Annotated in this window: 11 protein-coding genes; 1 reads left to right on the plus strand and 10 read right to left on the minus strand. The window is 31.4% G+C overall.

What is annotated here, in order from left to right:
- Nucleotides 1-35 precede the first annotated feature (35 nt).
- Genes KO172_RS00815 through KO172_RS00830 form a run of 4 tightly spaced genes read right to left on the minus strand, consistent with a single transcriptional unit; the run spans nucleotide 36 to nucleotide 3,794 of the window.
- Nucleotides 36-1,001 carry a helix-turn-helix domain-containing protein gene (locus tag KO172_RS00815; RefSeq protein WP_215491700.1) on the minus strand — a complete coding sequence of 322 codons (966 nt, stop codon included), beginning with the start codon at nucleotides 999-1,001 and terminating at the stop codon, nucleotides 36-38.
- A gap of 10 nt (nucleotides 1,002-1,011) precedes the next feature.
- Nucleotides 1,012-2,460, minus strand: a complete 1,449-nt coding sequence (locus KO172_RS00820; RefSeq protein WP_215491701.1) for an ABC transporter ATP-binding protein — start codon at nucleotides 2,458-2,460, stop codon at nucleotides 1,012-1,014.
- A gap of 18 nt (nucleotides 2,461-2,478) precedes the next feature.
- Nucleotides 2,479-3,198 carry an energy-coupling factor transporter transmembrane component T gene (locus KO172_RS00825; RefSeq protein WP_215491702.1) on the minus strand — a complete coding sequence of 240 codons (720 nt, stop codon included), beginning with the start codon at nucleotides 3,196-3,198 and terminating at the stop codon, nucleotides 2,479-2,481.
- A complete protein-coding gene (locus KO172_RS00830; protein ID WP_215491703.1) occupies nucleotides 3,198-3,794 on the minus strand; it encodes an MptD family putative ECF transporter S component in 597 nt (198 codons plus the stop codon). The genes KO172_RS00825 and KO172_RS00830 overlap by 1 nt, the downstream gene beginning before the upstream one ends.
- Nucleotides 3,795-4,227: 433 nt before the next feature.
- Between KO172_RS00830 and KO172_RS08290 the strand changes: the two genes are divergently transcribed.
- A complete protein-coding gene (locus KO172_RS08290; protein ID WP_445080625.1) occupies nucleotides 4,228-4,422 on the plus strand; it encodes a plasmid mobilization protein in 195 nt (64 codons plus the stop codon).
- A 295-nt stretch (nucleotides 4,423-4,717) separates the two neighbouring features.
- On the opposite strand, the gene KO172_RS00840 is transcribed toward KO172_RS08290, so the two are convergent.
- The 6 genes from KO172_RS00840 to KO172_RS00865 all read right to left on the minus strand — a co-directional run bounded on the left by KO172_RS00840 (nucleotide 4,718) and on the right by KO172_RS00865 (nucleotide 13,108).
- Nucleotides 4,718-5,974: a hypothetical protein gene (locus KO172_RS00840; protein WP_215491704.1), complete on the minus strand. Its 1,257-nt coding sequence runs from the start codon at nucleotides 5,972-5,974 to the stop codon at nucleotides 4,718-4,720.
- 581 nt (nucleotides 5,975-6,555) lie between these two features.
- On the minus strand, nucleotides 6,556-6,870 hold the full coding sequence (locus KO172_RS00845) for a type IV toxin-antitoxin system AbiEi family antitoxin domain-containing protein (RefSeq protein ID WP_251320100.1): 315 nt from the start codon (nucleotides 6,868-6,870) through the stop codon (nucleotides 6,556-6,558).
- Between the two features lie 556 nt (nucleotides 6,871-7,426).
- Entirely contained in the window at nucleotides 7,427-9,268 is a 1,842-nt protein-coding gene (locus KO172_RS00850) for a hypothetical protein (protein WP_215491705.1), read from the minus strand.
- 708 nt (nucleotides 9,269-9,976) lie between these two features.
- Nucleotides 9,977-10,507, minus strand: coding sequence for a GNAT family N-acetyltransferase (locus tag KO172_RS00855; protein WP_215491706.1), 531 nt, complete (start codon nucleotides 10,505-10,507; stop codon nucleotides 9,977-9,979).
- A gap of 137 nt (nucleotides 10,508-10,644) precedes the next feature.
- Complete coding sequence (gene rlmD, locus KO172_RS00860; RefSeq protein ID WP_215491707.1) at nucleotides 10,645-12,003, minus strand: 23S rRNA (uracil(1939)-C(5))-methyltransferase RlmD; 1,359 nt, start codon at nucleotides 12,001-12,003, stop codon at nucleotides 10,645-10,647.
- Complete coding sequence (locus KO172_RS00865; protein WP_215491708.1) at nucleotides 11,993-13,108, minus strand: MGDG synthase family glycosyltransferase; 1,116 nt, start codon at nucleotides 13,106-13,108, stop codon at nucleotides 11,993-11,995. Before KO172_RS00865 ends, rlmD begins: the two co-directional genes overlap by 11 nt.
- Nucleotides 13,109-13,119: the final 11 nt, after the last annotated feature.

A 13,119-nucleotide genomic window follows, 5' to 3' on the forward strand; every position in this document is an offset into this window, starting at 1 on the left:
TTCTAATATATTTCGCTCCCCTGAATAGCTATATATTACTCTGTTTGGATATTTATTTTTCTATATTCCATCGGGCTTTTGCCATAGTTCTTTTTAAAAGCCTCTGAGAACTTACTCATATTAGTATAGCCAACTTTCCCTGCTATTGCTGTTACACTTTCATCTGTTTTTAACAATAAGCTGGCTGCTACATTCATCTTGTAACTACTTAAATATGAGTATATCGCCTCCCCATATACACCTTTAAAGCACTTTTTCAAAGCTGATAATGATAGGTCATACATTTTTGCTAATTCTGTCATTGTATAGTGGTTATCTAAGTTGTCTGTAATCAAACTTTTTATCTCTTTAATTTTTTCCACTTGTGATTTGTAGAAATACTGTTGTGTTTTGTTTACCTGAGTTAGATCAATAGATTTTAACAAAATAAACAGCTCTATTATTTTTATCTGTAAATATTCCTTCTTTAATTTGTCCGGAAGCATATATAACTCTCCAAAAATATGATTTATCATTGCCTCCTTGTGTAATACAAATGGAGTATTGTCTGATGAAAATAGATTCTTAATCTCCATAGTATTAATATTAAAATAACCTAAAAGTTCATTCAATCTTCCCTCTACATTCTCTGACAAGGAAATATTAATAGTTATTCCATGGAAATATGATAATGGGAGACTACAGGTACTATATTCTGAATCTAATTTTTCAATTAGAACATCTCCCGGTTCTAAATATAAATAATCTCCATTTATAGTTTCTGATTCAATTCTTCCTTCCTTACAGTGATGTATGCTAAGACAATTATTTTCTGATTTTATGCGTTTTGAGTTTGTGGTGGCATGAAAATTATTATACATCACCGAAATTCCCGGAAAAACCTGATAACAGATTATTGTACCATTTCCTCTATCTTGTTGCATTTCATACACTGCACAAACTCTATCTTCACAAATTTTATTCATACCTTGCTTTAACATGAATTGATTTATTTCAAACAAACATATCACCTCAGTTCAAAAAATATTCTTTTAGTTTAACAAATCCCTTATTGTCTAAAAGATACTGTTCTTTTATTTGTCCTTTATCTATTTGAATTACATAGTTACAACAGGTAGCTATAAATTCATAGTCATGAGTAATTATTATAACGGTTTTCTTTTTATCCGCTAACTTCTTAATTTCATTAGCGACCTGTATCATATGACTTAAATCTAAACCGCTCGTAGGCTCATCAAAAATCAAAATATCACGATTTGATGTCAAAGCGCTTGCAATTGCAACTCTCTGTTTTTGACCGCCTGATAAAGACATCGGATGTCTTTCTCTTAATTCCAGTAAATTAAGTTCTTCCATTATACTTATTATATCATTCTTTATAGTTTTATCTGCCCCTAATAACAGTTCATCTTCTACGCTTTCTGTAAATAGCTGATGATTTGTGTCTTGCATCACCATATAGCAATTACGCAATCTGTCCTTTTTCTTTAATATTTTATCATTATATTTAATTTTACTTCTATCTTTATTTTCCAAGCCACATATACAGCGTGCAAATGTAGATTTCCCTGCACCATTGTCTCCAATAATTGCCACAACATTATTTAATGGAAATTGTAAATTTTCTATATCAAGTATCATTTTGTTTTTCTTATAAGCAAATCTCAAATTTGATAGAATAAAATTTTCACTTCCAGTCAATTTTCTTACCTCTATCGGATACTTACTTAAAGTAAACGGTCTTATTTTAGATTTATGTTGCTCATAAAACTTGCTTTCATCATCATAGCAATCAACTATTCTACCTGATTCCATATAAAATATGTGATCCAGTAAACCTTGTAGATAATATAATCTATGCTCTGCAATAATAATAGTTTTTCCTTGTTTTTTCCATAACTCTATTATATTCCTTAAATCTTTAGTAGACTGTTTGTCAAGATTTGAGGACGGCTCGTCCAAAATTATAATATCAGGATCTGTAACAGAAACTGAAGCACAAGCAATTTTTTGTTTTTCTCCTCCCGATAAGGAAAAGATGTTTTCCCCTAACAAATTATCTATATTAAAAAGTCTGACCGTTTTCTTTATCTTAGAAATAATTTCAGTCTCAGAAACTCCCTTGTTCTCACTTGCAAAAGCTAATTCACTTGTCGTATCTACAGTGAAAAATTGTGTTTTAGGATTTTGAAAAACACTTCCGCTAATATTAGATATATCTTCCAAACTGTATTTATCCGAATTAACACCATTAATGTATATTTCCCCTACTATATTTCCTTCATAATAGTTGGGTATTAATCCATTGATAAGCCTTACTACAGTAGATTTTCCACAGCCTGAATCTCCACAAAATAATACCGTTTCTCCTTTTTTGATAAAAAAACTAATTTCTGATATACTGTCTTTCTTCTCACTTACATTACCGTAACTAAAGCTTACATTTCTAAATTCGATCATCTATTATCACCACCCTCATTATAGAAAGATAAATCCTAAGAAAAGCAATGATGAATATATTATTAATAACACATCTAAAAGTTTAAATCCAATTTTACATATATTGGTTCTCTTTCCTGATGAATCTAATCCTCTAATTAATGCTGAAGCTGATAATTCTTCTCCTATTTTTGTAATCGAAATCATAAGTGGCACTAACCTGTATTCCAGCAATTTAACAGGATCGCCACATAAATTAATGCCTCGCATTCTCATTGCATCTTTTATATATGAGTATTCTTCTTTTATTGTAGGAAAAAATCTGAATACAACAGAAAGTGGGATAATAATCTTATCAGACAAATGTATTCTCTCCATTGCTGCTATAAACTCACTTACTGTTGTTGTACTGATAAAATAATACCCCATAATGAATCCCGGTAGAATTCTTATATATATGCCTATTAATGCTCCCAAAATAAAAAAGCCTAATCCTGACAATATCGGTAATATTTTTAGTTCCAATATGAAAAGGATACTATATGTTAATAAAAGTTTGCAAACTATATCCCACTTTTTATCAATGCTTAACAACAATAAAGGTAAGATAAGCGTTGCAAAGCGTATATAATACATTATTCCTACTGAACTACCGGCTGTCATTATTGTGGTAACTATTATCATTAAAAAAATTTTGGTTCTTGGATCAAGATATATAGATTTTTTGCTTTCAAATATATAATCTATCTCCATTTTCATTATACTATTCCTGCTTTTTTAAAATGTTTGTTTAAAACAGCTCTGCCTAATATTCCACCTAAAATTCCACCAACAAAACAAGAAAGTACAAAAACCGGAAGAGTCCAATTTGGAGTAAGTTCAGCTAAAGTTTTTGCATACTCCGCTCCATATCCTTCTGATACAGTTTTCAAAAACTCACTTCTCATAAAATATATTCTTGCAAAAAATCCACTGCTTAATAATGAAAAAAAAGAATATCCTAATATAATAAATTTTATATCTTTATACTTACCTGCTCTCATAACAACATCAGCAAGTATTCCACAGATAACACAACAAACCAAAACTAAAATTCCACTACCCATAACCATAAATAATATTCCTATGATTATTCCTGTTAAACTAACCATTCCAAATTTGTTTATTTTAGTAACATAAAGCATAAACGGTATTCCACATACAATTGGTGTAAGGATTCCCAACAAAATCGTAAAAACAGGAATGTATCCCAACATCATAGTTGCAAAATATAAAACAAAATAAATTGCAGTAAAAATTCCTACATTTATTAAATCTTTAGCGTTTAATTTGTTGTTTTGAGATTCTTGATTCATAATAATACCTCCATAAAATTTACAAATAATTAAGTTAGATATTGCTAACTTATAATTGTTCTCATTATACAGGAATATTCTTTGTGTCTCTACTCTAAATAGTTATATTATACTCCAAATGGTTTTGTTTTGTTCATAAAATCATATCAATATCTGTTTTTATATGTTATAATAAAATCCAGATATGCTTAAAGCTTTCTACAAATCATTCTTTTATAGCTTTTATAGCAAGCACAGTAAGTGTACGGACACTTACAAAAAAATTGATGAAGCAGCCCTATTGGGATCTGCTTCTTTTTTTATCAATTTTTACCTTGTACCCTCGCCTAATAGTTTCATCAATTCGAGCAAACTCTCATTGGAAACTATTGGCTGGGCAAACTTTTAGGGAGAACCCTAAGACCCCAAAATATATTTTATAAAGGAGAATAAAATGACAAATAGATTTAGAAATGAAAGAATAGAAATTAAGCTAACTAAAGAAGAAAAAGAAGTTTTTGAAAAGAAAATTAAACTTGCAAATCGCAAAACTATGTCCCACTTTCTTAGAAAGTGTGTATTAGAAAAAGAAATTTATGTTGTAGATTTAGAACCATTTAGAAACCTACAATGGTGCTTTCAAATGTAACAAATAACATAAACCAGATTGCAAAAGCTACTAATACAACTGGTGTTATTTACAAGAATGAAATTGAATCAATGAATAGACAGATAGAAAAATTATCAAAAGAAATATAACAGATCCATTCCCTACTTCTTAATAAATCAAAAGGTAGTTCTGGTGACTAATATGGCAATTACAAAAATACCTCATATCAGTAGGGATGATACACAAATTCTTTACACTATCAATTTGACAATACTTCCATAAAAGAAGATACAAGACCTTTTAGTCTTATGTATCTTCTCTTAAATTTGTTATACTATAATTCACTCGCTGATTTTATAATAATCTCTTCTGATATCACTTTAAGTAATGGTATTTCCTTTAATAAGGCTTTAGAATCTTTAAAAGGTTTATAAATTCCTCTTTCATTCAATCTAACTTCATTAGACTTGCTGTGAACAAGTGAATTTCTAGTTTTATATATTCTATTAGCCAACTTCTTAAATATTTGTTTTTTGTCTCCTATTAAATCTATTGCATCTCCATTTGAAAAATTAACCGTATTATTTTTATAGTATTCTATAATGTCTTCATTAATTTCATTCAATTTTTCTGTTATCTTTTCAATATCTATATACTTTCTTAATGTTAATTCTAGTGCTTCCAATTCACTTCCTACCGTACTTTCAGTTCTTTTTTTGTTAATTAAATCTACAAGTTTCATTATATCTTTTTTTCTTTTTGTAGAAAATCCCGGATCTAGCAATATTTCTTTAACATTATTAACAACACCTTCTTTATAGATTTCTTCATAAAAATATTCCATAATATGATAAAATCCTATAAATTGTACAAAAGGATCTTCTGAAGATACTGCCATATGGTACTGTTCTGTTAAGTCTTGTTTATATAATAATCTTGGTGCATCTAACTCTTCACTTTTGTAAGAGCTATTTTTATTCCTATACCTAATATTTAATAATTCATCTAAGCTATTCATAATCCTGAAGGAATATCCATAGTTATAGCAAAAGTTAAATAAAAATGAATTAATATAATCATTAAGTTTATTTTTATCAATATCTTTATTATATGAAACAATTAATGAATAAGGATTTCTAAAACAAACTCTTAATAAATTAAAAAAATTTTCACCTTCATCTTCTGGCAATCTAGGAGGAAAAATCATAAAATTTCTTTTTAAACTTTCCAAGTCTATTTCTTTAATAATATTCCATACCATTACATCTGATATTTCTTGAAATTTATATTCAATATTATTCATGGAATCTTTAATATTAGTAAATATTATTCGTTCCTCAAATTTATACGGCAATAGTCTTCGAACCATTTTATTTGTTTGATAAATAATAACTTCATAGCTATTATTATTTGATACTGTAAATTGTGACAAATCCGATTTCATTGCATCATTGCTAATATTATTATAGTCAGATTTACTAAATTCAAAACTTTTTTCACCTACAATATAACTAATACTATCTTCGCTATAATCTATATTAAATCTTCTCAATATAAATTTTACTTTATCAATAAATTCATCCCATTCCATATTTACTCTTCTCCTTTAAAATTTGTATATTTTTATAATGTTGAATTTTTATTGCTTTTTCCTCCTTGATATTAGTATCATCTTACTTTATATAAGTTGAAACCACTTCTTTTATCTAGTTTTTAGTCACTTATAAATTTTTTTCTTTGAGGGCTTTCCTTTTGCAATATATGATAGCTCCATTTTCAAACTCTTTGGTTTTTTCTGCTAATTTAATGCATCTACTACAAACGTTATAATGCTAATTCTTTTATGTGTGTCAATAAGATTTTGTTCATCTTCTTCAATAAAACCTTTTAAAATTAAATCTTCGATAATACCTCCATATATTTTCTAATTTCATCTTCTATTTTAAATAGTCTACTGTATTTTATGAATCTTCTTAGGTTTTTATTTGGTGATTTAAAGTATTTTTTTATGGCTTCTGTGAAAATTTGCTTATCTATTTTTTCTCTGTCGATTATGATGTCACAAATTGTTCGATCTATATCATAAACTGGAATAAGGTTGCCTTGTGGTGATTTTATTTCTGTCTTTCCTAGTTCGTATAAATCTTTTTTACATAGTGAACTTGTAGATCTTCATATCTTTTCTTGATATGACTTGCATTGTAACCTTGGGGGTACAGATATATGAAATACATTTGGAGTTCTGTCGGATAGGTCGTGGAGGTAGATGGATGTTTGATGGGAAAATATAATTCGATTACTATTTGATGATATTAAAACAAAATCGTCTATTACTTTCCCTTTTAGTTGATATAGTCCTGGTCTCAATCTTTCTAATTGTCCACTTTTTGTTAATACTGATAAATTATGCCTAGTATATCCAAGTTCTTCTGCTTCTTTGTTGGTTATCACTAAATTTTCTTGTATATATTCTTTAAGTGTATTCATAGTCCGCCTCCTCTCATTTATGCTTTTATTATATATTATAAAAGCGAATATGTAAAGTTGCTTATGAGTTTTCCATTTTTTGAAAAAGGATGTGACGAAACATTACTTCCTTTAATAAAAAAAAAGAGCAGCCTTTTAAGCCACTCTTGTAGAAAGTATAAAATGAGTTTATCTTATTAAATTTTTCTTTGTGTCTCCTCATACCAGTTGCAAAAATACTCTTACATTCATGTAGTTTTTTTGAGTCTTTTTGACGTATCCTTCTTCCTCTTTATCAAATACAAAATGCTTATAAAACTGCTTAAAATGCAGGACTTCTAAATTTACATCTTTTGTATCAATGCTACCGTCTCCACATGAAGCGAGTGAACACTAAGTATGTCAAGTAGCTACGATCGTATGTAGGAACATATCCATGAACTATTTAACGATAGCATAAGGTTATCGTTAAATAGTATCAGACTATAATGTCCCATACATAGAATACTTTTTGAGACATGTTTTAATGAATCTGAGTCTGTTTGTGAAAATATATCTTAAGAACTATTCAAGTAAATTATTTTATACTATTAAATTTATCTTCTTGTTTACAGTACCTTTCTATTCTTCTATCATATGTGTCTTTGTTGAAATTTTGCCGTGTAATATACAATTTATATCTTTTAAAAATTTTCTCTTTTAAAAAAATTTCTTCTATTGCACAACATGGGCTAATTTCATAATTATTGTTATTTCTAAGAAAATCAATAAATGTATTTGCTTTTTTATTTCTAAACAATTCTGGAGATAACATCCCTATTCGGAAATATTCCTTATTTTTATTATCAAAATAATGTACCACGGGCTGATTGGCAGTTATAAAATTGTATAACTTTGTATCATTTAAAATATATATTCCCTCTCTTTCAACAAAAGAGTAAGAAATATTTGTTAATAAAATCGGGACTACATTTACATTATCTATATTGCAATTAATAGCCTTAAGTCTTGAATTAATGCTTTTCTTTCCATTTTCATCCTTGGTAAAATATTTTAAATTGCGTTTAAATTTATCAATGTAATAATCTAACTCCTGAATATTACGACAATATCCTCTCACATTATCATGCTGAAATTGAGTTTTGCACTCAATAACAAACAGTGTATCATCTATATATAGTAAAATATCTAATTCATAACTCTCGCCATTACTACTTGTTTTAACATTCTTAATTGCACTAAGATTGTATCTCAATAATAAATTATGTATGTTTTCTTCATATTTTGAACCCTTTTTCGATATTTCATTATTATTAGTAAAAAGAACCATTACACTTTTTAGTGGTTCAATCATTTTTATTAATGACGGAAGTAAAAGTATAAAATTGTTGTATTCAATTAAAAATGATGAGAATAAATCATTTTTGCTTTGACCAAATACCAGATGCTTAAAAATAACCTTTATTTCAGCTTCACTAAATTTATTTTGAAGTAAATCATTTTTTAATTTTTCTATTTCTATTTTTAGTACGTTTTTCTCATTAATAGCTAGTTTATAGAAATAAGTGTAGATGGAAACCCATCTTTCCAGTTTTATGTCTAGGTATTCTTCAGTTAAGTCTTCGCTATAAAAGAATTCTTTTAATTTTTCTCTAAAGGAATTCGAATATTTAATTATCTCATTTTCATTATCAAAATCTTTCAAATTTTTAGCATTATTTAAATTATAGTACTCTAAAAATGAAAATATTCTATCCGTAATTATTCCATGATTTTCTCTAATATATAATTTATTAAATAATCCAGTATTTACTTCCACATCTCCGAACATCCAATTAACAATTATATCATTTACTAAATTGAGTAACTGAATTAAAACTAGGATATCATTTGAATTTTTATCATCAGTATTTTGAAAACACGTCGACTTGTTATTTTTAAATCCATCTCTAAGCAATGTTCCTAATCCTAAAATGATATTTTCGCTAGAAACTAAATATTGTTCTTGCTCATACTCAGATGAAGCTTCACTTAATTTATCTAAATTCATAGATATTTGATCATTAAACCTTTCCACCAAGTCTAAATATGAACACTTCATCAGCTCAATTTTAAATATATCTTCTTTAATTTGATTTCTTTTTTTATTTAGTTTATTACCCTCTTTAGATAATCGTCTAAATTTCTTATAACTATTATCTGAAAGGTTATCTTTAACCCAATTTTTTATTAGACTTTTAGTATCGTTACTAAATAATTTTTCGTTTCTATCTGTAACAAAATAACCAGAATATTTTAAAACTTTTAATACTTCTTCCTCATTTTTATTTTTATTAATATGATCCAAATAGTCTAAAGCATTATTCTTTATATTTCTTTCAATTGAATTTATTCTCACATCATTGTATTTCTTACTCATATGAATACTCCGTATTATTTTGCCAACGTTTATCAATTTCTATTTCTTAAGTATTTTAAAAGCATAATTATTGTTTTTACAATATATAAATTTTTACATCTATCCCATCAACTGCACCTGTCCGCTGTGATTTTGTAAACTCAACCATACTACAATTTCTTGATGTATGACTTCTAATAAAACAATAACAAGAAGAATACTGAAATCAAACTCATCTACTTAAACTCTCCGATGTCTTAGATTTCGAGATTTTTCTAGCCTTTAGACTCTGCACTTTTGACATCAATACCACGCACTCCCCGGTTCGCTGTCTCCAATCGCCATGTCGCTTTGCTCCTAGCTCTTGGACAGCGTCGCGCGGGAGTGTCATCTACTCACGATAACTTTTAGTCTTGTTATTGAGAGCACATCTATACTTGCAGTAGCACGCAGCCAATCAAACTTCACCTTGCTCATTTTCTTGGGCGTGCCTTGCATAGGACGCACATCTGCTTCTACTACACTACTTAGCAACTCGTACAAGCAGTGCTACCGTCTCCACGTGTATTAAGACTACTCTGATGATAACGGTACTTCAAGAATAGCAGCTTCGCCCTACTTGTGCGAGGGAAACCGGCACCAGAAATGATGTCGGAGAATGTATGTCAACGTCTTCGGAAGTTCATTGAAAGCCCTAAAAAGTGGGAGTTGAAGGATTAGCTTCTCCGTTTAATGGTTTACAGCAAGACGTATTTCCTTTTCTGTTGATTCTGTTAACCACTTGCCAAAAACCTCAGATTCTTTTGATTCGATATACCCCAAATCCCTATATCCAAGTTTTTGAAGGAGTAGCCTGCTCGGATAATTCTCTATTTCAGTGAAGCAGATAAAACCCATTAAAGGGTATAGGCAATGCAAATAATCCGTCAAAGCGGAAAGCGATTCAAAAGCATACCCCATTCTGTGATGCTTGTAGGAAATCGTGTAACCCAAAGAAAATGTCCCTTTATTAGGAAGCACAACAATCTCACCGATCATTTCGTCCGTCGCTTTTAACGCAACAGTCATAATAAACGGTTTATCTGCGGATAGTGTCTCGAATTGATATTTTTTAATCAGAGCTTTAATCCCATCCATATCTTTTGTTTGTCCACGTTGATATTTTGAACAAATTGCATTATTTCGATAGTCTTTCATCTCTACCGCATCTTTCAATTCGACGTTGCGAAGTATAAGCCTCTCTGTTTTCAAAATAATCATAATAACCTCCTTTGATATAAGTATGACAAAAATATAAAAATTTATTCAGTACACCCAATTCAAGTTTACTGTTTTCTCTTCCCTGTACCAAATTAGGACGATTGTCCGAAAACCGCTGTCATCCCAGGCTTTCACGGCTATTTTCTTTCGACCCTTGACATTAATACCACGCTCTCAACATGGCTTGTCTTTGGAAAGTTATCGAAAATTTCTACTAATTTTATCTTGTAGCCTGCCTCTGTAAATTTTTTTAGGTCACTCACCTGTGTCTTGGGGTTGCATGAGACGTAAATTATCTTCTCTGCCTTGTAATCAATCAGCTTCTTTAAAGCTTTGGGATGCACTCCCTCACGTGGCGGGTCTATGACTATAGCGTCTGGTCTTTCTTCTACTTCGTCTATGACTTTTAGCACGTCGCCATTGATAACTTCTACGTTGTCTATGCCGTTATCTTTGCATGTAAGACGCGCCTTCTCTGAAGCTTCTTCGACTATCTCTATAGAGTAGACTTTCTTCGCCTTCTTTGCAAGTATCTGGGCAATGGTTCCTGTGCCGGAGTATAGGTCAAAGAGCACGTCCATGTCTTCTTTCTCTAAGAGCTCTTGCACGCGTTTATACATCCTCTGTGCTGCTCTCGAGTTGGTTTGGAAGAAGGAGAAGGGTCCTATCTTGAACTTTAGTCCAAGAAGTTTTTCGTCTATATCTTCTTTGCCATAAACAAGAATTAATTCATCTGCCTGAACGACATCTGAGAGGCTATCGTTCTTTGTGTGGTAAATGGACTTTATCTCGCCATCAATGTCTAGCTCAAGTAGCATTTTTATAAAATCGTCTTGGGCGATATAGTCGGATGTCGTTACTAGATTGATAAGTATCTCCTTAGTAAAGTATGCCTTTCTGATTACAAGGTGCCTTAGCACTCCCTCGTGAAGCTTCTTGTGGTAGTAAGTGATGCCCTTCGACTTAAAGTAGTCAAGAGTTGCAATCCTTATCTTAGTAAAGTCATCATGCACTATATTGCAATCGTCTGTCGGGGCGACTTCATAAAAGCGCTTCTTCTTATGTAGTCCAAGGCTTAAAGTCCTTTCTTCGTCACCACAATCAGAGAAGGTGTACTCCATCTTGTTTCTGTAGCCTTCTACTTCTAAGGATGGATGGAAAACTACTTCGCCAGTATAAACTTCCCTGTACAGCTTTGCGAGCATATCCTTCTTTATGCGCGTCTCGTCCTCATACTTAAGCGTTTGATATAGGCAGCCGCCGCACTCTTCGTGCGCAGTGCATGGAGCCCCCTTCTCAAGTGGACTTGCTTCAAGTCTTTCGAGAACGTCACAAAGGTAGGCGCCGTTTTTCTTTCTCTTCGTTCTTAGGCGAAGCTTGCGTCCTTGTATTTCATTTTTTACCATATATTTTTTATCTTCATAAAAAGCAAAAGCAAGGTTTGGATACTCTTGCTCTTGTATGATTAAATCTAATTCTTCTCTTTTATTTCTCAAGTTTACTCACCATAAAATCTATAAGTTTCTTTGCTGGATCATCTTTATAGTTTTGCTCCAGGCTTCTTAGTATATTGCCCCTAACGAAGTCATTGTTCATAAAGGTATTAAGTGCTTCAACCTCGCGATACGTTTTTGATGAAGCAAGTATAAGCTGATGATTTGATAAGAACTCTACATTTCTCGCTTCTTGACCTTGTATTGGATCAACAACTATCATCGGTAGACCTTTAGCAATGCACTCGCTCGTTGTAAGTCCTCCTGGTTTTGTTACGATGATGTCTGCTGCGCTGTAGTACTCTTCGATGTTTGATACAAAGCCCACTATCTTTATAGAGTGCCTTAGATTCATCCTCTCTATCCTCTTAAGAAGGGTCTTTCTCTTGCCTAAGAAGACTACAACCTGAAAGTCGTTTGGCAGGATGTCGATTCTTTGCAAAGCTTTGTCGACTCTTACATGGCTCATAGATCCACTCATAAGTAGAACTGTGTCCTTGTTCTCATCTAGCCCAAGCTTTCTGCGCATCTCTTTCTTGTCGAGATGCTCGAAGAATTTCTTGTGTATAGGTATGCCGAAGTGAAGCGCCTTTGTTGTGTCAATCTCTTTTCTGTGCATCTGTATGTCAAGGTCCTCATGTGGCAATACTAAGTAGTCAATGCCGATACTGTCTTCCCAGAATGGATGCACAGTGAAGTCAGTAATGATGCCAACTGTTAAGCCGTCGTAGAAGCCGTCAAGTACTAAGTCGCTTAGAATATTTGCCGCAAAAACGTGTGTTGCGATGATGGCGTCAGGCTTGAACTCGTCTATGGACTTCTTTATCTCTCCCGTTAATGTTTTTTGAGCAAGCTTACGTATCTGTGCAGGGTTTGTCTCTTGTACCTTCTTATCTGCAGAGTCGTATGCAGCTCCGTAAATAGTCGGGAAGTAATTTATGCTCATGTTGTAGAAGCTGTTGGCAACGTCTTTAAGCCAAGTGCTGTTGATTTGGCAAATGTCTATGACCTTGCTTTCAAAGCCGCGGCTTTCAAGCTCGTTGGATAAGCTCCTTGCTACTGAGTTGTGTCCTTCACCTGCAGTAGCTGTTAATATAATAGTTTTCAAATCTCTCTCCT

Origin of the sequence: Fenollaria sporofastidiosus, from assembly GCF_943169635.2 — a bacterium.
Taxonomy (GTDB): domain Bacteria; phylum Bacillota; class Clostridia; order Tissierellales; family Peptoniphilaceae; genus Fenollaria; species Fenollaria sporofastidiosus.

Excerpts from the sequence above, each read along its gene's own strand:
- KO172_RS00845 (WP_251320100.1), bottom strand. The coding sequence starts at position 6,870 with ATGAATACACTTAAAGAATATATACAAGAAAATTTAGTGATAACCAAC.
- KO172_RS00850 (WP_215491705.1), bottom strand. The coding sequence starts at position 9,268 with ATGAGTAAGAAATACAATGATGTGAGAATAAATTCAATTGAAAGAAAT.
- KO172_RS00825 (WP_215491702.1), bottom strand. The coding sequence starts at position 3,198 with ATGAAAATGGAGATAGATTATATATTTGAAAGCAAAAAATCTATATAT.
- KO172_RS00830 (WP_215491703.1), bottom strand. The coding sequence starts at position 3,794 with ATGAATCAAGAATCTCAAAACAACAAATTAAACGCTAAAGATTTAATA.
- KO172_RS00820 (WP_215491701.1), bottom strand. The coding sequence starts at position 2,460 with ATGATCGAATTTAGAAATGTAAGCTTTAGTTACGGTAATGTAAGTGAG.
- KO172_RS00855 (WP_215491706.1), bottom strand. The coding sequence starts at position 10,507 with ATGATTATTTTGAAAACAGAGAGGCTTATACTTCGCAACGTCGAATTG.
- KO172_RS08290 (WP_445080625.1), top strand. The coding sequence starts at position 4,228 with ATGACAAATAGATTTAGAAATGAAAGAATAGAAATTAAGCTAACTAAA.
- KO172_RS00840 (WP_215491704.1), bottom strand. The coding sequence starts at position 5,974 with ATGGAATGGGATGAATTTATTGATAAAGTAAAATTTATATTGAGAAGA.